Below are 21,777 nucleotides of genomic sequence, written 5' to 3' on the forward strand. Positions count from 1 at the left end.
TGAATTGTATTTCAATAGATTTTTAATATTTTCGTAAAGCTCTCTGTCACGACCATTTTTTATATGAATGTGCCGGAAAGCTTTTTGCCTTCCGTTTCAACGCAAAACCTACTTTAACACATATATATCACAAGCCAATAACAGAACGACAACAATTACATTTCACGAGTTACAACGTTGTTACATTAGTGTCATAGTCCCATAATAGCAAGGCTCAGACTTGCTATCATTGCAGGATAGTAAATGTAAATAAGGAATATTTTTTAGTTTTTTGCTATTGAGTTATGTATTGAAAAAGCCTTGCAAGTATAATTGCAAGGCTTTCCTCCTATTTATCGAAAGGATTAACAGGTTGTTTTTCCCAATTATCACAGCAATCTTCCTTCAGTTCGTTTACGGCTTCATCTCCCCAAACATCATCTTCCCTACCCCAGTCGTCCTCATCTGGCTGTCTGGATAATGGGTCGCCCCAAATATCAATTGCCACATTGTAATGAAGCTTAACGGAGTTAGACACCACTGTGTTTACTGTTTCCTCTTGATGCTGTTGTTTATCATCTTGTACCGGAGCTGATTGCTCTGGTTTTGTAGGTTGGTTTTTAACTTTCTCTTCTTTCATTGGTTCCTGTATTGGTTCCTGATTTGTTTTTGCTTTAACCGGTTCCATACGTAGTGCTGAAGGAGTAGCTGTTGTCGTTACTGGCTCAGTGTATTCTACAATAGCTTCTAGTTCCACATTTGTTTCTAAGTCAACTTCTTCTGTAACAGCCCTGGTCCACATTTCTAAAATTTGTGCACCAACCCGGTCCCACGTAAATTTGCTTTCCGCCATCGCTCTACCATATTGACCCATTTTCTTCATACTAGAGCGATTACTTAGCACCTGGTCTACCTTATTAACGAATTGGTTAGGGTCTGTTGGGTCTTCTACAATCAATCCATTTTCCCCTTCTACGATAACTTCAGGGTTACCTCCTCTAGCTGTAGTTACAATTGGTAATCCAGCCGCCATTGCTTCGTAATGTACCCGTGCAAGAGGCTCCTGCCATATGGAGGTACAGACAAACACATCAGCAGCTGCATACCATTGCTGAATATCAGCTGGAGAGATAAACCCCGTTGTCACTACTGGAACTGGCAAGCGATTGGCTAAAGCGCGTACATATGCTACATAATCTGTTACCCCTTCTTGACTGAACCATTTACTTCCTACGATAACAAGTGCGAGGTCTTTATGCTTTTTAGCTAGCTCAGGAAGTGCCTGCACCAGTTTATCCACACCTTTATTCCTCGACAGGCGTCCCGCAAATAATAAGACCGTTTTACCTTCTAGATCATTCTCACGTCGCAGCTGATTACGGACAGATTTCATCTTGCTATGATCCCCGGGAAGGAATCGGTTAATATCAACACCAGAATAAATGGTACTGATTTTTTGATCAGCTTGAGGATACAGCTCGCGGATGACATTCCCAACGTAATCACTTACTGTTACAATTCGAGAAACTTCATTCAATGCAGCTGTTGCCATATCAGGATCTATTTTAGCAGGCTGGAACATATCGTTGTGCATGCTTAGCGTAATTTTACTTTGGGGGGCTACCGTTCGAATGGGTAGGACAAGACGTGGTCTGTTAAAGATATGAATAAGATCAAATGTTTCTGTTGCTACAAAGGACATAACAGCTTCTCTATAAACTTCAAACACTTTTCCGGGAACTCGCACATAACGAACGCCATCTATCATTTCTTCATCTGGTAAGGAAGGGTCATTGACGCCGAGTACGGTTATGGTGTGTTGCTTACTTAAATACGGAAGAGCTCCAGCTATATAAGTCTGGATTGCTCCCCCTAACACAGGCGGAACAGGAAGTTTCTCTGTGCATATCATTAAGATGTTCAAGATGGATTCATTCCTTTCCAATCATCTTTGATTTCTTCTAGAACAGGCCACTTCGTTTCATCCAGAGCAACAATGGTTCGGATAAGTTCGCTTGCCTGTTCGTCTAAAAATAATTCAGGGTCATACACCATTTCTTTAACATTCTTATAAAATTCATTTGGTACAGATAAATCAATCATCAACACTTCATACAATTCTTCAGAAATTGGATTTGCTGCATGATACGCTTGGATCATGTCCCGAACCCACGTAGCGTCCCACGCAAACAAATCGGCCATCGTACCGGTAATTAATTTACGGAGGTCTCTTATCGTAATATCAAAAGCAACTCCATCCAAGTCAATTATCCACATTCCGTTCTCACCCATCTGGGCATTGGACCACCCGTAATCCTGGTGTACTAATCCCCAATACGCGTTCCCCTCTGATGCAAGCTGTGCATATTGGCTGGTGGTGAGACGTTCATAGCTTTCCTTAGCCTGCTGCTGGAATTGATCGACCACTTCCAGTACGGACTGGCTAGCTGGCATTTCTGGATATTGCCTTGCTATATTACGGAACCAATCTAATTTCAAGACAACCTTCTCATAGTTTCTAGGCCATTTATGAATACGAGATGCAATCTCCGCCTGATTGGGTGGTTGATAGCCTTTCGTAAGACGATGAAACTCTCCTAAAGCGTAGCAAAGCTGCTTTGCGCCTTCTAGATCTTTTGTTACTGGCTCGAGCGGCTCAATCCACTCCGCCACAAACCATAATTTATCACCAGCTTCGACGAAATTCTTCCCATCCTTCGTCTTCACAATTGGAGGTACCCTTGCCGCTTTTTCATCGACAAGATATTCCTGGGCTCCGAGGCTGAACAAACTTCGGGTCGGCCGTCTATGGAGAAGCTTAAAGCTAAGTGGGCCACGATTTGTTTCAATCTTCCATATAGCCCCACCCTTATCCGGCTTCGTAGTTACGATGTCCATACTAGAAACAGTAAAATCATACTGAGTTAGTACTTCCTTTCCGATTGCGACGATATAATCTGGTACAAAAAAATCGTCGACGAGTTCATCTACCTCCCATGGAACAATGTGATTTTCCATACGATTCCCTCCTTGACAATATGAAAAAAAGTATTTTCAAAGAGCAACACGTTTGCCGATTTCCATTCAGCTGGTTGATTGCCCTCCTCTATTGGTAAATAGATACTTTTTATTACGATATGTCAAATACATATTTTCGTACTAGTTATGAGGCAGAATGGGATTTTTCCCACCGCACATTTATTAAAAAATTTGAGAAATATACCCTAATGCCTCAATCACTATTTTTTTTATTTCATATAACTATAAAAACACATCCAATAAAGGAGGGGAGAGCTATATGAGAGTAAGAAAAGCAATCATTCCCGCAGCTGGGCTTGGAACACGATTCCTTCCAGCGACTAAAGCCTTTCCGAAAGAAATGCTGCCCATCGTCGATAAACCAGCAATCCAATATATCGTAGAAGAGGCGATTGCTTCTGGAATTGAAGATATCATTATTGTAAGTGGGAGAAACAAACGCATTATGGAAGATCACTTTGATAAATCCTATGAATTGGAGGAGACACTTCAAAAGAAAGGGAAACTAGATATGCTGGAAGAGGTTCAGCACATCTCCAACCTTGCCAATATCCATTATGTACGGCAGAAGGAGCCCAAAGGACTTGGGGATGCGATTTATTGTGCAAGAAGCTTTATTGGCGATGAGCCTTTTGCTGTGCTGCTAGGGGATGACATCATTCATTCCCCCACACCGTGTCTTAAGCAATTGTTAGACGTATTTGAACGCTACCATTCCACTGTGGTCGGGGTACAGGAAGTAGCAGAGGAGGAAGTATCTAAATACGGTATTGTAGAGCCGAAGGGCGCATTCATCGAGGAAGACCTTTTGAATATTCACACGCTAGTTGAAAAACCTTCCCCTAATAAGGCCCCGTCCCGTTATGCCATCATGGGACGTTACGTTTTACGTTCTGAAATTTTTCCTATCTTAGAACAGACACTTCCGGATCAAAGCGGCGAAATTCAATTAACGGATGCTCTGAAGCAGCTCAATAGCCAGCAAGCTGTTTTCGCTTATCTATTTCACGGATTACGATATGATATCGGCAATAAAGCTGGTTTTATTAGAGCAACTCTAGACTTTGCGTTAGAAAGAGAGGAGTTTCAAGAGGAAGTTCTTGCCTATATTAAGTCCTTAGTCAAGGCTGACAAGAAAAAGGGGGACAATAAATGAAAATTACTGTAGTCGGAGGAGGGTATGTTGGCATTACAACGAGTGTTGCATTGGCTTCCAGTGGGCATACCGTGCATATTGTAGAAATAAATAAAGCTAAAGTAAATCAGCTTAACAAAGGAAAGCTGCCATTTTATGAGGATGGAGTTGAGGAGAAGCTAAGATGGTTCCTAACAAGCGGTCAGCTCTCGATCCACCATCAATTAGAGGACTGTATCAACGAAAGTGATGCCGTCTTCATCGCAGTCGGTACTCCCTCTTTAGCTGACGGATCAGCAGACCTCACTGCAGTCGATGCTGTTGCTGAGCAAATAGGCAGCTATACCGAAAGAGATTTAGTCGTGGTTACCAAAAGTACCGTACCCGTTGGCAGTGGAGAGAAGATTAATCAGCTTATTCGCCAAAAATTATCGGAGCGTGGTGTTGACCTTATGGTGGACACTGTTTCCAATCCAGAATTTTTACGGGAAGGAAAAGCACTTTATGATGCGCTTCATCCTGACCGAATCGTAATTGGTACTAGCTCCGATCGTGCCCGGCACATAATGAAAGCTGTGTATCATGACCTGCATTGTCCGGTTATCTACACCACCATTGAGAATGCAGAGATGATTAAATACGCCTCCAATGCATTTTTAGCGATGAAGATATCTTATGTAAATGAACTAGCTAGACTTTGTGAACGTACAAATACTAACGTACAACATGTCGCCGAAGGTATTGGCTTAGACAAACGTATTGGTTCTCTTTTTCTTAATGCAGGTATTGGGTATGGAGGCTCTTGTTTCCCTAAGGATGTCAAAGCACTAGAAGCCATTGCTCGACAGCAGGGGTTAACGATGCACCTGCTCGAAGCTACGATGAGAATTAATGAGACTCAAACAGAATGGTTTGTAAATAAATTGCAAGCAGTTCTTCACAACCTGGGTGGAAAAAAGATTGCCTTACTAGGTCTATCCTTTAAACCAGATACTGATGACATTAGAGAGGCAGCTTCCTTAAAAATCATCCACCTGCTTACACAAAGGAACGCATCTATTTCCGTTTATGATCCACAGGCAATGGAAAATGTGAAAAATCTCCACCCCCAATTGTACTACGCTTCCTCTTCCTATGATGCCTTAAAAAACGCTGATGCCGCGCTACTCGTAACCGAATGGGAGGAATTTAAACACATGGACTGGGAGAAGGCCAAAATGAACATGAAGCAGCCAATCGTAATGGATGGAAGAAATGCGCTCTCACCTTCTGTCATGAAGAAGCTAGGATTTTATTATGATGGCGTTGGATTAAATGACACTCAGAAAGGAGGATAACCTCATGAATTCTATATTTGTAACAGGGTGCGCAGGATTTATCGGCTTCCATGTTTCGAGAAAACTGCTAGAGGAGGGCTGGCATGTAGTTGGTTTAGATAATGTGAACGACTACTATGATACCAATTTGAAAGAGGATCGCCTCCACCATCTAAAAAAAGACCCTTCCTTCACCTTTGTTAGAGGATCATTAGAAAATCTAGAATTACTGCACCACTTATTCCACACCTACTCCTTCTCTACTGTAGTTCATTTAGCCGCACAAGCAGGAGTACGCTACAGTATTGAAAATCCACATACGTATATACAATCAAATCTAATTGGTTTCACCAATATTCTCGAGTGCTGCCGCAAACAGTCTATCCCCCACCTGCTATACGCCTCCTCAAGTTCGGTGTACGGTGCTAATAAAGAAATCCCCTTTTCTGTCTCTGACCGCACCGAAACTCCTGTCAGTCTCTACGCAGCAACGAAAAAAGCAAATGAGCTGCTAGCATACACGTACAGTCACCTTTATCAACTACCTACTACCGGCCTTCGCTTTTTTACCGTCTATGGTCCGTGGGGCCGTCCAGATATGGCCTATTTTTCCTTTACTAATGCAATTGAACAGCAAAAGCCAATATTTCTTTATAACAATGGTAATTTGAAACGAGATTTTACCTATATCGATGATGTCGTTGAAGCTGTATATCGCCTTCTCCCTAAACCGTCTTCACAGTCTGTACCTTATACCATCCATAATATAGGGAACACCAATCCAGTCACATTAGAATATTTTGTCACCGTTCTAGAGAAAGAATTACAGAAGACAGCTATTAAGAAATATCTTCCTATGCAGCCAGGAGATGTGGAAACGACCTTCGCAGATATTGACTCCTTATCAACCGTTACTAATTTCACACCAAAAGTCTCTATTGAGCAAGGATTAGCACATTTTGTCGACTGGTATAAGCAATATTATTCATCTATCTAAACAATACTAATACCAAAGTTCTAAAAATTCAAAATATTAGTAAATAATGGTTTCATGCTCTCTAAATCTGGCTATACAGCATATGTACCAACTATTTAGGGAGGGTGTATCAATCGTGAATATTCGTGAGTTATTGGACGAAAAGAAAGCTGTATTCGAATTAGAAAACAGCGTAGAGCAAAACACCCAAGAAGTATTTGACATGATGAGAGAGTACGTGAATGAAGTGTTTATGGAGCAGGAGGATGTTTATCTGAATCTCGAGGAAAAACATGTAAGTGTTGCAGCGTACAACAGTCGATTCGGTATCCAAAAATTTGATGATGTGTCTATACTTCGAGACCCTGAATTAATAACAGAAACAGGCATTGATGCACTAAAGGAAACAACTAATTGGAAGAAAATAGCATTAGACACCTCTCGCAATGAGTTTATTACAGGGTTAATCATGTTTTACTCCCAGCACGATTCTCTTGGTCTTCAACAGGAAATCGGGCGACTATACGTGAACAAGGACAAAAGAGTAATATTCCGCGGGCTTGTTGGTGGCATGCGTATTGAGATTATGGACGCTGAATTATTAGAAGCACAATTACCAGAAATACTTCAATCTTGTATGGAAGATGCCTTCTTTGAAGGCTGCACTTACTGGGATGAAGAGGAAGAGTTGGAATTAATGCGCGTGTAACGTCAATATAATAGCCGAACCCCAGCAATATTGCTGGGGTTCTTTTATGTGCAGTATGAACGGCGGCATAGTAAGTGTAGTCTTACCTCCTCTTCAATTGGTCAATGGTAATGAAGCCCCCATTCCACAGCTCCAATTCAAGCGTTCCCTTTCAACATCCAAAGGTACATCACGCTTATCATGCTTCTCCTGCCATTTTTCCTATTATCAATTTTTCTTTCCCCTCATTCTAGTGTTCTATTTTGTTCCTCCTTATATAAGTGTTGATGGAAACAGAAAGGTCCACTTGGAAGATAAATTTTTCTAAATAAAGGTACCTCTCTTCATCCATTTAGGGTTACTGCTACTTGTACTTCTATTTCTACTCACTGGAGTAATATCCTTCACCAGCTAACAATAGGTTGTATATTACTTACATAAATATGATGGAACGATGTGTACAAGTAAATGTTGGTCCCTCCATCTTTTTTATCATTCTCTTTATGTAATACACAGGATAGAACGCCTAAATTTCACAAAAAAGATACATTGCCATTTAGTCCCATATTAGCAGCTAATAAAGCGCATTCTAAAACCATAGGACCAAAAATATCCACAACATCCTTCCATATAATCATTGATTGATTTCCGTATTTGCTATATAATTACGTTTATCTAAAATTTACAAACCCTTAACATTACAACTCAAATCATTTACAATCTTAGTGATGAGCATTTTTAGAACGCTAGTTTTATAGGGTGTTCAGAAGGGTATGTTAATTTAAGTTGTATGAAATGTAAAAGAATTATTAAACCAATATTGAATATGCTTGATACATCAATAATGGATAAAGGAGTATAAAAATGAATAATAGACTTCAACAGTTGTCTAAAAATGGTCTTTTCTTCTTTTTAATAGCAACGCTATTTTTATGGGTAAAGTCCTATTTCGCTTTTAAATTTTCGTTTTCATTAAACATTGAGAATAACTTCCAGGAGATAATTCTTGCCATCGCGCCGCTAGGATCTATCTTGTTCTTCCTGGGACTTAGTTTCCTATTTTCCAAGAAAAAGAGAATGAAAGCATTCCTAACGCTTTACTTCATCATGTCGTTTGTCCTATATGCCAACGTGGTGTACTATCGTTTTTTCAACGACTTCATTACCATTCCGGTATTGATGCAATATAAAAACTTCGGGCAGTTAGGTGGCAGTGCTGGTGAGTTAATGCTCACAACTGACCTATTGTTTTGGCTCGACATTGCTATTCTCATAACATGGGCTGTTGTAAAACGTACAGAATTAAATCTTTCTCTTAAAAAACGAACGATTGGGCTTGTATTTGCTTCCGCCATCATGGCACTTGGTGTAAACCTTGGTATGGCAGAAAGCGAACGTCCACAGCTACTGACTAGAACATTTGACCGTGCTATGTTTGTTAAATTAATGGGCGTTTATAACTTCCACCTGTATGACAGTGTCATGACAGCTAATACACAGAAACACCGTGTTTTCGCTGAAAGTAGTGAGCTGTCTGAGGTTCGCAACTATTTAAACTCAAAAAAGGCTGAGCCCGGTGAGTACTTCGGAGAAGCTGAAGGGAAAAACGTTGTTCTTGTTTCTATGGAATCACTGCAAAACTTTGTAATTAATAAAAAAGTGAATGGAAAAGAAGTTACACCATTCCTAAACGATCTTATAAACGACAAAAACTCATTATACTTTAACAACTTCTACCACAACACCGGTCAAGGGAAAACGTCTGATTCTGAGTTCATCATTGACAACTCCCTATATGGACTACCAAGAGGTGCAGTATTTACAACTAATGCTGGTAACGAATTAAATGCAACACCTAATATTTTGAAGGAAGAAGGCTACACATCAGCAGTCTTCCACGGTAACCATGATAGCTTCTGGAACCGTGACGTTATGTATGAAACGCTTGGGTACGATCGCTTCTTCTCGAAGAAGGATTACAACGTAACAGATGATATTTCGGTAAACTATGGATTAAAGGATATTCCTTTCTTCGAACAGTCCATCCCAATGGTACAAGGACTAGAAGAACCATATTACACAAGATTCATTACGTTAACACACCATTATCCATTCACATTAAACAAAGAAGAAGACAAGATGATTGATCAGACCAATACAGGAGACGGTACGGTAGACCGTTACTTCCAAACAGCTCGTTACATGGACGAGTCATTGAAGAAATTCTTTGAAAGCATGAAAGATGCAGACGAATATAAAGACACTGTATTTGTATTTTACGGAGATCACTACGGCATCTCCGAAAATCATAATCGTGCCATGAAGGAAATTATGGGTACGGAAATTCGCCCGTATGAACACACACAATTACAACGCGTACCATTGATTATCCACTCCCCTGGTCTGGAAGGCAAGAAGATGGAAACAATCGGAAGTCAAATTGACTTAAAGCCAACTATATTAAATTTACTTGGTGTAAAAACAGAGAATGATATTCAATTTGGTACCGATCTGCTGGCACCAGACAGAGAAAGTGATGCCATTCTTCGTGATGGTAGTATGATTACGGAAGACTATCTCTATGATGGAGAATCCGGAATATGCTATGACCACGATTCTGGCGAAGAGGTAGAAGGTACACATTGCGATGATTTAAAAGAGGATGCTCAAACAGAGCTAAACCTATCGGATAAGGTTGTGTACGGAGACCTGCTTCGCTTTAAGGATGAAGAATAATACAAAGCCGAATGGACATGATGTCCATTCGGCTTTATTTATACTCTTAGCTTTTTGGCAGGTTCGAACCTGAAGAACCACAATTACCTAACAGCCCTCCCCTATTCAAAGTACAAGCAAAAAGGACCGATTGCTCGGTCCCTTTCATTAGCTGTCAATCGTTTGATTGGATTGGGCATCCTGCGTCGGCTTTGATTGGACAGCTCCTTGTGGAAATTTATTGAATTGACTAGGGTTCCGCATGATGAAGATTAATGAGATAATACTGAGAATACCCAGGAACAAGGCTGGAAACCCTCCAAGATACGATAGCATCTTAATCCCATCGATGCCTAATGTAGAGATGAATATTAATGCCACCGTTCCAACAACTAGCCCCCACACTACTTTGATAAACACAGGCGCTTCCTGCTGTCCTTCTGTAATACCCTGCGTACTTATACTTGCCATAGCATTCGTTGTGGAGTCTGTAGCAGTTATAAACGATATAAAGACTGCTACTAAGTATAGAGCGATTAATATACCAGAGAACGGAAGATTACTTAACACTGCATAACCAGCAGCGCCCGACCCCTGCTCGTTCATTATGGAGAGAATGTCTACCTTACCAGTCATTTGAAAGTTAATCGCTGATCCGCCAAGCACTGTCATCCATAAGACACTAAAAAAGCCAGGGATGACAAAGTTCATCATGATAACCTCTTTAACACGATATCCATAAGCAATTCTCGCTAAGAAAACAGCGGTTACAGGAGCCCATGCCATCCAATTAGACCAATAGAAGGTTGTCCAATCTGAAGCCCAGCTATCGTCTGCGGCAGAGCCGGTAAATAGAGCCTTCTCAAAGAATCCTGTTAGAAAGCCTCCAAAGCTTTCGGTTCCTGTACTAAACATATACACGGTTGGTCCTAATAAGATGAGTACTGCGATAATAATATAATACAAATAAATATTAATATCTGCTAGTACTCGAATGCCCTTCATCAGTCCAGTACTAGAGGAAATAATAAAAGCAATCGTTCCAAAGATCGTAATCCCAACCCATAAAGCCTTACCGTTATCTATTCCAAATAAGGAGTTTATTCCACCTCCCATATTCATTACCGATGTTCCAAAAGAGGAAGAGATTGCAGCGGATACAGCAAACAAAATCACTGCATCTACAATAACATCCGCCTTATCCTGATTATATCGCTTAAAGGCAGGTGAAATTTGGGAGCCGATACTAAACGGCCGTTTCATATTATAGTAGGCGAAAGCGAATACAATGGTAGGGAGAGAATAAAAGGCATATGGAATAAAGGTCCAGTGTAAATACAAGGTTTCCATAGCAAATATGGCTGCCTCTGGTGACATTGGTTCAATACCTAGAGATTTAGGCGGGTTAGCTAAATGCCATATTGGTTCAGCTGTACCCCAGAACAATATCCCTGCGGCAATAGTAGTCGTTAGAGTAATAGCAAACCAGGATTTCTTTTTTAATAGTGGCTTGGCATCTGGCCCACCTATTCTTACATTTCCAAGTGGTGAGAAATAGGTTGCCGCTACCAGGATTACACAAATCAGCCCAGCCAGGCTAAACATCCAACCTAATTTAACAACCATAAAGTCTTTGGCAGCAGTGGTTACGCCAAGGAACCACTCATAATTAACAAAGTTTAATATAATAGTAACAGCAAGTAATATAAATGCTGGGAAAAATACTAACGGTCTAATTGATTTCAATTTACTCAATATGATTTCCTCCTGTTTTAATATTCTGAACAACTTATGCAAAGTCGTATCTGTGCTATCCACCTCTCCTCTGTTGCGTGTTCTTAGCATTTAATCCATGCAAGAATAAACAGCTAATTTATCCTGAACTACTAAATCATTCCATTCTCAGACCTCACCAATTTGAAAACGGTTACAATAATCTATACTCTAGTTAAGAAGGGAAAGCATGGTTGTCTTTTAACCTATGGATAAGCAAGGGACCGGATAGAGTGACATCCTTCTATCCGGTTTTCCTTACCATCTATTATTCTTTAGGGAAAATAGTACCTGCGTTCATGATTCCATTTGGATCAAAGGCTTTCTTTAACGTCTCCAGAATATAATAGGATGAGCCATACTCTTCTTTAATCCAAGGTGTTCTATGCTTTCCTACTCCGTGGTGGTGTACCATAGAACCGCCTGCGTTAATCGTTTCCTCAACAATGATTTTGTTGATAGGGTAATGATATTTTGTAATCTCTTCCTCTGGCTTAATGTCTACTAAATCGTAATAATACACAAAATACATATTCGTTCCATTCATGTAGCTGTGAGAAGAGTGACCACCCAACATCGTGATGTGCGGAATTTCTGCACGAATTCGCTCGATGCAGTTTTGATAAATATCATGAATAACACTCCAGGATCCAGAGACCTCCGTCGTAAAGCCGATATTATTCGTTTCTTTTATCTCTTCCCGTTCTTCTAATACTTTGGAAGGGTCCCAGTTAAGGTTCTCAAACCAATTCTGAATCAGACTGCTATCTACCTGCTTTGTTTCCCCATAAGACGCTACAATATTGCTAATAGCCTGCCCTGTTGCTTCGGCAATAGGCTGTGGTCCTTCTGCCATAAAGATTAGAACACATTTACCTTCTGAAAAGTGGGAGAAATGATCTTGAGCATCCTCAGGGTCATATAGCCTTGCTACAGATGGACGGTAGCCCTTCACCATTACTTCTCTTAAAATTTCAAAGCCTGTCTTCATATCATCCAGAATATATCCATAGTACTGATTGTTTTCTGGTGTATAAGTAAACACCTTTACCGTTACCTCTGTGATATAGCAAAGTGCTCCTTCATTTCCAATAATTACGTGACGGATATCAGGTCCTGCAGCACGCCGTGGGATATTTTTAATTTTAGTTACTTCTCCATTAGGAAAGACTGCCTCTAAGCCAACAACCATATCTTCGATACCACCGTATAGGGTGGAGAGCTGTCCGATACTTCTCGTGGCAACTAATCCTCCCATTTGAGCCAATGGTTTAGATTGTGGAGAGTGACCAGTAGTTAGTCCCTGTTCTCTAAGTTTATCTTCTAGTATTTCTAATGGGACACCGCATTGAACGGTTGCCAGCATGTTGTACGGATCGATGTTTACAATATCGTTCATTTCTGAGCCGTCCAGTACAAGAGAATTCTCAACGGCTGTTTCTAATCCGCCTTCTGTAGCAGAGCCACCAGTTCTTGGAACAGCATTTATATTATGTTCATTCATATAAGCAAGAATGTTAGAAATGTCATCTACACTCCTTGCTTTTACAACTGCTGCAGGAAGCGGCTGTGTGTAAATTCCATGGATATCTTCGAATTTACGAAAACGGTCTACACTGTTTCGCTTTAGAACCTCTTCGTCTGTAATAACCTGTTCGTTGGATAAGATTTCTGTTACATCTTGAACAATTTGCTCTCTGCTTAATGCCATTTTGAAAAACTCCTTTATTAGAATGATAGATTATGATTCATGAAATAAAGCGTATGATTTTTTTAAGATACCATCCGTATAGGCAGTAATATGCTGATACACCTCTTCATTCATGCGATGATAAAAAGCGTGCTTTTCCTCATCAGGATGAAACGTCTCTTCCACTTGTACCATTGCAAGAATAGCTGCTTCATATGAATTATACACACCAAGTGCCACTGCGACGCTTATCGCTGAGCCAAGACTAGCTGAACCGTTTACGACATTTCTGGAGGTTTGGAGTCCAAATACATCTGCAAAGATTTGCATCATAAGGTTTCCATTGGAACCTCCCCCAGTCAGCACAAGATTTTCTATTGTAATGCCAAGCTCTTCTTTCATCCTGTCGACATTTGTTTTCATCGTTAATGCTATCGCCTCTAGAATGGATCGGTACATATGTGCTCTGGAATGACGGCCATCAAAACCAATCATCATTCCCTTTTTATATGGTTCTTCGGATGGTGCCAGCCAATCAAGCACTGTCATCAAGCCATCGCTGCCGGCTGGAACCAGTTCCGCTTCTTGATTAAGGAGCTCTTCGGCTGTCATTCCATAATTTTTGGCGTGCTGGACAAACTCTTCTCCGAAAAGATTCTTAAACCAGCTAACCGTCCACATCCCTCTCCTAATTCCATTTCCTTCATAAAGATATTCATTCGGAATCGCCGAGAAATTCGTCCAGAAATGTTCTGTATGAGATGGGTTATCTTGTCCATGCACCATGGGAGCGATATACGTACCAAGTGAAATTAGCGTCTTAGAGGACGATAATGTGCCAGACCCAAGAGCTTCTACTGCTTTATCATTTGCAGTCGCAACTACAGGGATGCCAGCTGGAAAACCGGTTGCTTTGGCAGCTTCCATCGTCACATTTCCAAGAATCGTGCCTGGATATTGAAGGTCAAACAGCATGCTTCGAGGGATATTATAATAATCAAATACCTTTTGGCTTTCACTCCACTCCCACGTATCCGTATCTATTGGCCACATCCCCTGGTAATTGGCAGCAGTATCTTTGAACTCCCCTGTCAAGCGATGTGTTATATATCCAGAGGTCGTTGTTACATAACTGACCTCATCGTTACGATGTTCATAAGGTTTAGATACTCTGGCATCCATCCAGCTTAAGGCTGGAGCTGCAAGCGTCCCATCTGATTTCAATAAACATCTGCAAAATCGGATTGTACATAAACCAATTCCAATAATATCCTCTTTATTACCTGCAAAAGCCTCCATCGCTTGTTGACTTGCTTGTGATATGGAATCCCACAAATCATCGTCTGGATGCTCGACGATGCCTGGCTCAGGAGTGTGCATTGGCCTTAAATTCACTTTTCCTTCACTGATGACGTTCCCATCTAAGTCAAAAATTACTACTTTCGAGCTCTGTGATCCGCCATCGACACCGATAATGTATTTCTTGGTCATTGCTATCACATTTCCTTTTAAAAGTATGCTAGTTCTCTTTGCTCTCTTTGTTAAAGAATTATCTTACTAAGTAACCGCCATCAACTGCCAGAATATGGCCATTCACATAATTCGATGCTTTACTAGCAAGGAAGATGGTGGTACCCATTAAATCCATCGTTTCCCCCCAGCGATTAGCTGGAATATGCTGGAGCACCTTCTCGTTTGTTTCCGGGTCATTCCTCGTTTCTTCTGTTAATGCTGTGGCATAATACCCAGGTGCTATACCATTCACTTGAATGTTGTACTGAGCTAGCTCGTCACAATACGCTTTCGTCAGACCAGCTAAACCATGCTTTGTCGCAGCATAAGCTGGAGAGCCTTGACCACCATGGAATGAAAACATCGAACAAATGTTAATAATTTTCCCATAGCCTTGAGGGATCATTTTCTTAGCAGCTTCATGACTTACCTCAAAGGCAGCCGTTAAATTAACATCCACCATTGGGTCCCATTTATCACGACCGAATTCTTCCACAGAGGCAATTTTATTCAGTCCAGCACTATTAACAACGATGTCTACAGAACCAAATCGTTGTACACAGCGGTCCATAATTCGTTTAGGAGCTCCTTTTTCTGTAATATCCACTTCCATAAACTCCATTTCCACGCCTTCTGCTTCAATCCATTCCCTAGTTTGACCATCATCGTCAGTTAGACTTGGAATGAACAGATTTGCTCCTGCCTTTGCCAAAGCGAGCGCAAAGGATTGACCTAGCCCGGTATTTCCTCCAGTAACAATTGCGTTTTTCCCCTGTAAAGAAAAGAAATCCATCGTAAACTCGGTAATATTCATCCTATACTCCTCCTACACGTGCCAACATTGCAATCTAAAAAAACATAAAAAAAAGAGAGAAAAGCACACTTCCGCCAGGGGAAGTTACTTTTCTCTCGGCTCTAGTAACTTAAGTATCTATTAGTATAGAATTCCTTCACTATTCTGTCAAATCAAATGAAGAAATTAAGACAACATGTCCTCTGGAAACAACTTCTTTCCTACCGACGGAACGTGCACTATGAAGGAGTTCTAAGCAGCTCCCTTATTCTAGTAAACTTTCATTATTCTCTCAGATATAATATAATTATCATCAACCTAACAGGGAATGAGGGGAAAATCATGAAAGAAGAAATAAAAAACGCACTCGAAGAAAATCCAATCATTGCTGCCGTAAAGGACAAAGCCGGACTAGATAAAGCGGTTAAAACAGACTGTCATATCATATTCATTCTGTTTGGAAACATAATGAATATTGATGAGCTAGTTCAGCACGTAAAGGACCACCGTAAAATTGCCTTTGTTCATATTGACCTTTTAGAAGGCTCGTCTAATCAAGAAGTTGTATTGCAATTTCTAAAGAAGAACACCTCAACAGATGGCATTATAAGCACCAAAGCCCCAATGGTTCGTGCCGCCAAAAACTATGGCTTCTATACCATCCATCGTTTTTTCTTAATCGATTCCTTCTCCTTTCACAGCATGGATAAGCAAATTGCAAACTCTAATCCAAATTGTATTGAAGTGCTGCCAGGCGGAATGTCTAAAGCAATCGGCTGGGTAAAGGATAAAATTAACCTCCCCATTATCGCAAGTGGTCTTGTCTGTGAAAAAGAGGACGTTGTAACAGCTCTCGGAGCAGGTGCAGTCGGTATTTCCTCCACCAATCAGGACGTATGGAACCTATAAGCGTCCTACTGTTGCTTTATAAATGTGTACAGGAATAATAAAAATGTTTAAGCCCAATGACAACAAAGGTGCTGGTACATAAGTGCTTTAGCCTATAAAAAATCCGAACTATACTTTGAAATAGTTCGGATTTTTCTGTATCCATTCTATTTGTTACATATCATTTGGCTTTAGAGCTGGGTAATATAATTTTGGCCCAGCGCCGTTTTTTTTATCTCTTTCTATTGTTCTGGTTCAGTTTCCCCCTGTGACTTTTTCTCTTCCATAGCAGCAGAGGTTTCTTGATAGGATTGGTTACCCTGTGCTAAATCAAAGTTATTTACACTGCCTCTGGACACATAGCTTTCTACTAGTGCTTTTAAATCCATTCCTGTTGTTTCTTTCAATGACTCTTGAATACCTAGCATGGTAGAAGTCACACTATTTGCTACCTTGGCAGATCCCCCTCTTGAATCAGAGCCACCCATATCAATGACCTTCATGTCCTTAATTTGAGAAATAGGAGCAGAGACCTTCTCCGCATATTCAGGCAGTACATTTATGAGCATTTCCATAATCGCTGCTTCGCCATAGTTCTCCATTGCTTTTGCCATCCGCTCTTTGGATTCCGCTTCTGCAATACCTCGCTGACGAATAACCTCTGCTTCTGACTCCCCTTTAATGCGCTCTTGATCTGCTTCCGCCTGGGCACGCTTCGTCGTTTCATATGCCTCCGCATCGGCAATTGAACGACGACGCTTATTTTCTTCCTCTTCTAATTCTACTGCCCGCTGCTTTTCAATATATTCAACCTTCAACTCTTCTTCCTTAATTTGCTGATTCAATTTCTGACGCTCAATTTCACCTGCTTGCTCTGCGTTAGCTTTGGCACGATTCGTTTCTTTTTGGAACTCCGCTTCTTTAATATCCTTTTCTTTCGTGGATTCTGCTACTGCTGTTTGACGTCGATTCTCTTCGTTTTGAGCTTCCTGATCATTTTTCGCCTGATAAATGCGAGTATCCTTTTCCGCATCTGATTCAGCCATATCTGCTTTCTTCTGCACTTCAGCAATGTGTGGCCGACCTAAAGCATCAATGTACCCATTCTCTTCATCAACATCTTCCACATCGTTTAAGGCAAAGGAAGTAATTTCAAAACCCATACCTTTTAAATCAGCTTCGGCAATATTTTTCACTTGCGTGTTAACCTCTTTAAAATCGTTATATATCTTCTCAATTGGTAAGGATGCTATAATAGAGCGTAAGTGCCCATTTAATACATCCTTCAGCTCAGACTCCCGTTCTTCCTGTTCTTTGCCTAAGAACTTCTCAGCGAAATTAGCCATGATATGTAATTCGCTCCCAATACTAATGACTGCCGTACTGGCTACTCGAACAGGAATACCTTCCTTCGTATAAGCTTTCTCAGAATTCACTTGAAGCTGGAATGAAGTTAAGTCAATTGGCGTAGCCGTTTGGAACATTCTCAGCCGATAGCCGCCACCACGAATAATTTTCATAGACCTTCCATTCTCATCCTCAAACACATTTCTTTCCTTTTCTGGATCCCCTAACTTAGGTCCTGTTACAATTAATGCTTCATTGGAACTTGCGGTTTTGTAGCGGACACGGAAAATAATAAATACTGCAATTCCTCCAACGATAATAATTCCACCGATAATACTAAATAAAATGAGCGCAATAGCACCGTTAAACATGAAATCCTCCTAAAATTTATTTCCTTCCCTCTTACATACCGAATAAAGTGACCTGAACGTTTCAGAATATTTTTACTATATTGTTTTTTTTACTTGAGTTGTGTTCACAGTCTTTGGAAGTTTATGTAGATGGAGTATAACAGAAGGTTTGACTTGGAGTTATTAGTTAGTAATGGCAGTAAAAGAGTTAATTTGTTAGGAATGCTTCTCTTTTCAGTCCCAAAAAGAAACGGACCATCCTATTCCAAATTCATTTTCTACCGCAATACAAAATTATCCAAATCAATGGCTGACGCAGAAAAAAATATCCCTTAGTAAAAGGGATATTGAAAAAACAGTTTGTATTAAAAGACCTCTTTACAATCAGCATAGGTCGGCTTATAGAAGCAATGGGTTTTGTATTTACCTTCAAAGGGCTGCCCAAACCATTGCTGAGGACAGTTCCCATCCGGTGCAAAGAACCAAAGGGAGAATTGTGCAGGATGAAACCGTTCCCCTTTGACTACTTTGTTGGCAAGACGGATATCCTTCTCCCGCGCTCGTTGATAGAAATATCCTTTCTGTGTGGCTTCAAATCCGCCGGGACTTTGGTACACCATTTCATTCACGGTATTTATATCCTTAAAATCAAGACAACGCACCTTTACACGATTGACTCCTGTGTTGCCGACCATCAGCATGCCCAATTCGCCTTCTCCCTCAGCCTCTGCCCTCATCAGCCTGGCTAGCACTTTCCTGTCCGCTTTCGTTGCTCGTATAACACCCATGCAATCCCTCCAGGAGAATTTTTCTATTAGCTGTCACATTATCTTATACACTATGCACATAGACGAAAATTGAGAATAACTTGCCAAGCTAAAAATATTTTTTTCAAATACGAATTCAGCCGTTGTAAAAAAGGGTAACGGAGGTTGTTTTATGTACGATCCTTATCCATTTATTTGTACAAAATAGAAGTCCATTCCAAACGTTTTTTCGGTTGGAATGGTTTGAGATTTTTATTTGTTATTTTGCGAATTTGGTGGAATGATTGCTCTAATAAATGAGGTAGCAGTTATTGCCATTGTCTCTTCATTGTCTCTCAATGGAGAGCCTTCTTATGGTTCTACCTTGTTTATTTCATCGGAAAACGACTTAGCTGGCATCCAAAATGATGTAAAACGAATGGGCTGGATCACCGCAGCGATGGCAATCCTTGCTATGGCATGACAATCATTATATTCAAGTACTTGGTCAAACAGGTCTGATAGGAGCTATACTGTTTGGTGCGTTTCTAATCTCATTATTGGTCTATGTGGGGGCAATAGCTGTTAGAGGAGAATTTAGCCTCTGATTGGGCAAATCTATTGCATGAAAAAAGCTTGGAGAGGAACAGTAAATTCTCTCCAAGCGTATTAATGTTAGCCTTTGTTTTTGTTAGGCATATACTCTCACTTTATAGCCATAAGGGTTCTCTGATTGCCACCTCCATGCATCTCTGCACATGTCATATAAAGTACGAGTTGCTTCCCATTGCAATTCCTCTTTAGCTCTTTGTGGATTAGCATAACACTCAGCGATGTCCCCTGAACGAGGTCCTACAATTTCAAAAGGTATAGGTATCTCTGTCGTTTCTGTCATGGCCTCAATAACTTGAAGAACACTATATCCCTCGCCTGTTCCTAAGTTATATGCTCTTATTCCTGGTGCTGAATTTGCTTTTTCCACTGCTCGTATATGACCTATCGCTAAATCTACAACATGAATATAGTCCCGTACTCCCGTTCCGTCAACTGTATTATAGTTATTCCCGAATACTTGAACGGCTGGACGCCTTCCTACAGCTACTTGCGTCACATAAGGAAGAAGATTATTAGGAACTCCATCAGGACTCTCACCAATCAATCCGCTCGGATGGGCTCCTATTGGATTAAAGTAGCGTAATATTGTAATACTCCAGCTCGAATCAGATTGAGATAGATCATATAAAATTTCTTCAATCATTAATTTAGTCCTACCATACGGATTTGTAGCACTTAATGGAAAATCCTCTGTTATTGGCGTCGTCTCGGGTTCTCCATACACTGTTGCAGAGGAGCTAAATATCATCGTTTTTACATCATACCTATCCATCACCCGAATTAAGGTGAGCGTTCCTGTAACGTTATTATGATAATACCTCAGCGGGTACGCAACAGATTCCCCTACTGCCTTTAATCCAGCGAAATGGATAACTGCTTCAATATAGTGATTCTGAAAAACACGCTCCAATCCTTCTTCATCCAATAGATCGATGTAACACAACGTCATCTCTTTCCCGGTAAGATATTTCACTCGATCTAGGGCTACCATACTACTATTCATAAAATTATCTACCACTACTACTTCATAGCCTTGTTCAAGGAGCTCGACACATGCGTGGCTACCTATGTACCCCGCTCCTCCAGTTAATAAAACAGCCATATTACACTCCCCTAACATAAAGCTTGCTTATGTATTAATATGGAAAATCTATCAAAGTTTAAGCTGCTTTACAAAAGAAAAAATGGCTATTTTACTAAAATTCCTCCCTTTTTACCTTCAAACATACTTCCTTGTTTGAGAAAATATTTCTAAATCCTACCACTTATTAAAGCCATTACTAGTGTGGAAATGGATAAATTTGTGTCTCGCTGCATAGTTGCTGCTCTTCTTCTTTTCACTAAAGGATACAGTTAGTACTACATAATGATTGTTTTGTTGTAGGGATTGTAAAGAAGCTATTTGATTGTTTGACCATTGGTCCTTGGAGACGACAGAATAGTGAAAATCCTCCCACATAATCGCATCCATATAAAAATGGGTATGCTTTTGGAAGGTTTCTAACCCAAAGTTCTGGATTAAAGATAGATTAGGATGCTGCTCCTTTATTTGCTTTAAAAGAGATAGCATGCCGTCAACCTGATCCTTCCAAATATCAGGTGTAGAGGAATGCTCGGTATCTATATTTCCGACCGTATCAAGGAAGACTCCATCTAGTCCTTTCTGCACAATGTGGCTTTTTATATGCTGGAGTAGGATAGACCTATAATGGGAGGATGTTAGATCCATTAAGTAAGAATCCCACTTTTCATAATATACCCGTTTGTTTGCGCGATAGAAATAATCATCTGGTTGAAGCTTCTTGGTTATTTCTGTATTCCAAACATCTGCTTCCATTGTATTTATATACCCATATACTTTAGTACCGCTTTGTTGTATTGAATCTATTTGTTCTCCTGAATAGAGTGTTGGCTCTATAATAACCAAATCATATTCCTTCATTTCTAGTAGTATTTGAGTAGTTGGAGAATCATAATATATCTTGTAATTTGCTACAGTGGAAAGTGGATTGGAGTCAGCCAAACTAACTGAGCTGGGGATGGGCAGGAAAGAAATGAGTAGCACGCACAGAAAACCCGACTTTATATAAATCCATTTCATCTGTAATCCTCCATTATATTTAGAATAGCGTCATACCAGGAAACATTCACACATCAAGATTATTATACCATGTTTTTACATATTGTTTCATAATCCCTTATAAGTAGGTGCTTT

The 21,777-nt window shown here is 40.3% G+C and carries 17 protein-coding genes; 7 read left to right on the forward strand and 10 right to left on the reverse strand.

From position 1 onward, the window contains the following. Positions 1–328: 328 nt before the first annotated feature. Both ACFFGV_RS13660 and ACFFGV_RS13665 read right to left on the reverse strand, forming a co-directional pair. Positions 329–1,903 carry a glycosyltransferase family 4 protein gene (locus ACFFGV_RS13660; protein WP_377348793.1) on the reverse strand — a complete coding sequence of 525 codons (1,575 nt, stop codon included), beginning with the start codon at positions 1,901–1,903 and terminating at the stop codon, positions 329–331. Beyond that, complete coding sequence (locus ACFFGV_RS13665) at positions 1,900–2,997, reverse strand: CotS family spore coat protein (protein WP_377348795.1); 1,098 nt, start codon at positions 2,995–2,997, stop codon at positions 1,900–1,902. Before ACFFGV_RS13665 ends, ACFFGV_RS13660 begins: the two co-directional genes overlap by 4 nt. A gap of 280 nt (positions 2,998–3,277) precedes the next feature. Here ACFFGV_RS13665 and galU point away from each other — a divergent pair, with 280 nt between their 5' ends. The 5 genes from galU to ACFFGV_RS13690 all read left to right on the forward strand — a co-directional run bounded on the left by galU (position 3,278) and on the right by ACFFGV_RS13690 (position 9,869). Further along, positions 3,278–4,174, forward strand: coding sequence for a UTP--glucose-1-phosphate uridylyltransferase GalU (gene galU, locus ACFFGV_RS13670; protein ID WP_377348797.1), 897 nt, complete (start codon positions 3,278–3,280; stop codon positions 4,172–4,174). Beyond that, positions 4,171–5,490 carry a UDP-glucose dehydrogenase family protein gene (locus ACFFGV_RS13675; protein ID WP_377348799.1) on the forward strand — a complete coding sequence of 440 codons (1,320 nt, stop codon included), beginning with the start codon at positions 4,171–4,173 and terminating at the stop codon, positions 5,488–5,490. Before galU ends, ACFFGV_RS13675 begins: the two co-directional genes overlap by 4 nt. A gap of 4 nt (positions 5,491–5,494) precedes the next feature. Continuing rightward, on the forward strand, positions 5,495–6,466 hold the full coding sequence (locus tag ACFFGV_RS13680) for an NAD-dependent epimerase/dehydratase family protein (protein ID WP_377348801.1): 972 nt from the start codon (positions 5,495–5,497) through the stop codon (positions 6,464–6,466). 115 nt (positions 6,467–6,581) lie between these two features. Then, positions 6,582–7,154 carry a hypothetical protein gene (locus ACFFGV_RS13685; RefSeq protein ID WP_377348803.1) on the forward strand — a complete coding sequence of 191 codons (573 nt, stop codon included), beginning with the start codon at positions 6,582–6,584 and terminating at the stop codon, positions 7,152–7,154. 843 nt (positions 7,155–7,997) lie between these two features. Continuing rightward, positions 7,998–9,869 carry an LTA synthase family protein gene (locus tag ACFFGV_RS13690; RefSeq protein WP_377348805.1) on the forward strand — a complete coding sequence of 624 codons (1,872 nt, stop codon included), beginning with the start codon at positions 7,998–8,000 and terminating at the stop codon, positions 9,867–9,869. Positions 9,870–10,016: 147 nt separating this feature from the next. On the opposite strand, the gene ACFFGV_RS13695 is transcribed toward ACFFGV_RS13690, so the two are convergent. The 4 genes from ACFFGV_RS13695 to ACFFGV_RS13710 form a co-directional block, all read right to left on the reverse strand. Further along, positions 10,017–11,603 (reverse strand): BCCT family transporter, encoded by a 1,587-nt coding sequence (locus tag ACFFGV_RS13695; protein WP_377348807.1) that lies wholly within the window; start codon positions 11,601–11,603, stop codon positions 10,017–10,019. Between the two features lie 286 nt (positions 11,604–11,889). Further along, positions 11,890–13,332 (reverse strand): FAD-binding oxidoreductase, encoded by a 1,443-nt coding sequence (locus ACFFGV_RS13700; RefSeq protein WP_377348809.1) that lies wholly within the window; start codon positions 13,330–13,332, stop codon positions 11,890–11,892. 30 nt (positions 13,333–13,362) lie between these two features. Beyond that, positions 13,363–14,802: an FGGY-family carbohydrate kinase gene (locus ACFFGV_RS13705; RefSeq protein WP_377348811.1), complete on the reverse strand. Its 1,440-nt coding sequence runs from the start codon at positions 14,800–14,802 to the stop codon at positions 13,363–13,365. A gap of 58 nt (positions 14,803–14,860) precedes the next feature. Beyond that, positions 14,861–15,637: an SDR family oxidoreductase gene (locus tag ACFFGV_RS13710; protein WP_377348813.1), complete on the reverse strand. Its 777-nt coding sequence runs from the start codon at positions 15,635–15,637 to the stop codon at positions 14,861–14,863. A gap of 321 nt (positions 15,638–15,958) precedes the next feature. On the opposite strand from ACFFGV_RS13710, the gene ACFFGV_RS13715 reads away from it, so the two are divergent. Next, positions 15,959–16,525: a glycerol-3-phosphate responsive antiterminator gene (locus tag ACFFGV_RS13715; protein ID WP_377348815.1), complete on the forward strand. Its 567-nt coding sequence runs from the start codon at positions 15,959–15,961 to the stop codon at positions 16,523–16,525. 221 nt (positions 16,526–16,746) lie between these two features. Here ACFFGV_RS13715 and ACFFGV_RS13720 read toward each other — a convergent pair whose 3' ends face one another. Further along, the gene (locus ACFFGV_RS13720) at positions 16,747–18,222 is read right to left on the reverse strand and encodes a flotillin family protein (RefSeq protein ID WP_377348817.1); all 1,476 of its coding nucleotides are present in this window, start codon (positions 18,220–18,222) and stop codon (positions 16,747–16,749) included. Positions 18,223–18,566: 344 nt separating this feature from the next. Then, positions 18,567–18,989 (reverse strand): cell wall hydrolase, encoded by a 423-nt coding sequence (locus ACFFGV_RS13725; RefSeq protein WP_377348819.1) that lies wholly within the window; start codon positions 18,987–18,989, stop codon positions 18,567–18,569. 259 nt (positions 18,990–19,248) lie between these two features. Here ACFFGV_RS13725 and ACFFGV_RS13730 point away from each other — a divergent pair, with 259 nt between their 5' ends. Beyond that, a complete protein-coding gene (locus ACFFGV_RS13730) occupies positions 19,249–19,431 on the forward strand; it encodes a hypothetical protein (protein ID WP_377348821.1) in 183 nt (60 codons plus the stop codon). A gap of 207 nt (positions 19,432–19,638) precedes the next feature. Here the strand turns inward: ACFFGV_RS13730 and galE are convergent, their stop codons facing one another. Both galE and ACFFGV_RS13740 read right to left on the reverse strand, forming a co-directional pair. Further along, the gene (gene galE, locus ACFFGV_RS13735; protein ID WP_377348823.1) at positions 19,639–20,664 is read right to left on the reverse strand and encodes a UDP-glucose 4-epimerase GalE; all 1,026 of its coding nucleotides are present in this window, start codon (positions 20,662–20,664) and stop codon (positions 19,639–19,641) included. Positions 20,665–20,820: 156 nt separating this feature from the next. Continuing rightward, positions 20,821–21,663, reverse strand: a complete 843-nt coding sequence (locus ACFFGV_RS13740; RefSeq protein ID WP_377348825.1) for a glycoside hydrolase family 191 protein — start codon at positions 21,661–21,663, stop codon at positions 20,821–20,823. Between the last annotated feature and the right edge of the window lie 114 nt (positions 21,664–21,777).

The organism is Pontibacillus salicampi, from assembly GCF_042434395.1.
GTDB classification, from domain to species: Bacteria; Bacillota; Bacilli; order Bacillales; family BH030062; genus Pontibacillus; species Pontibacillus salicampi.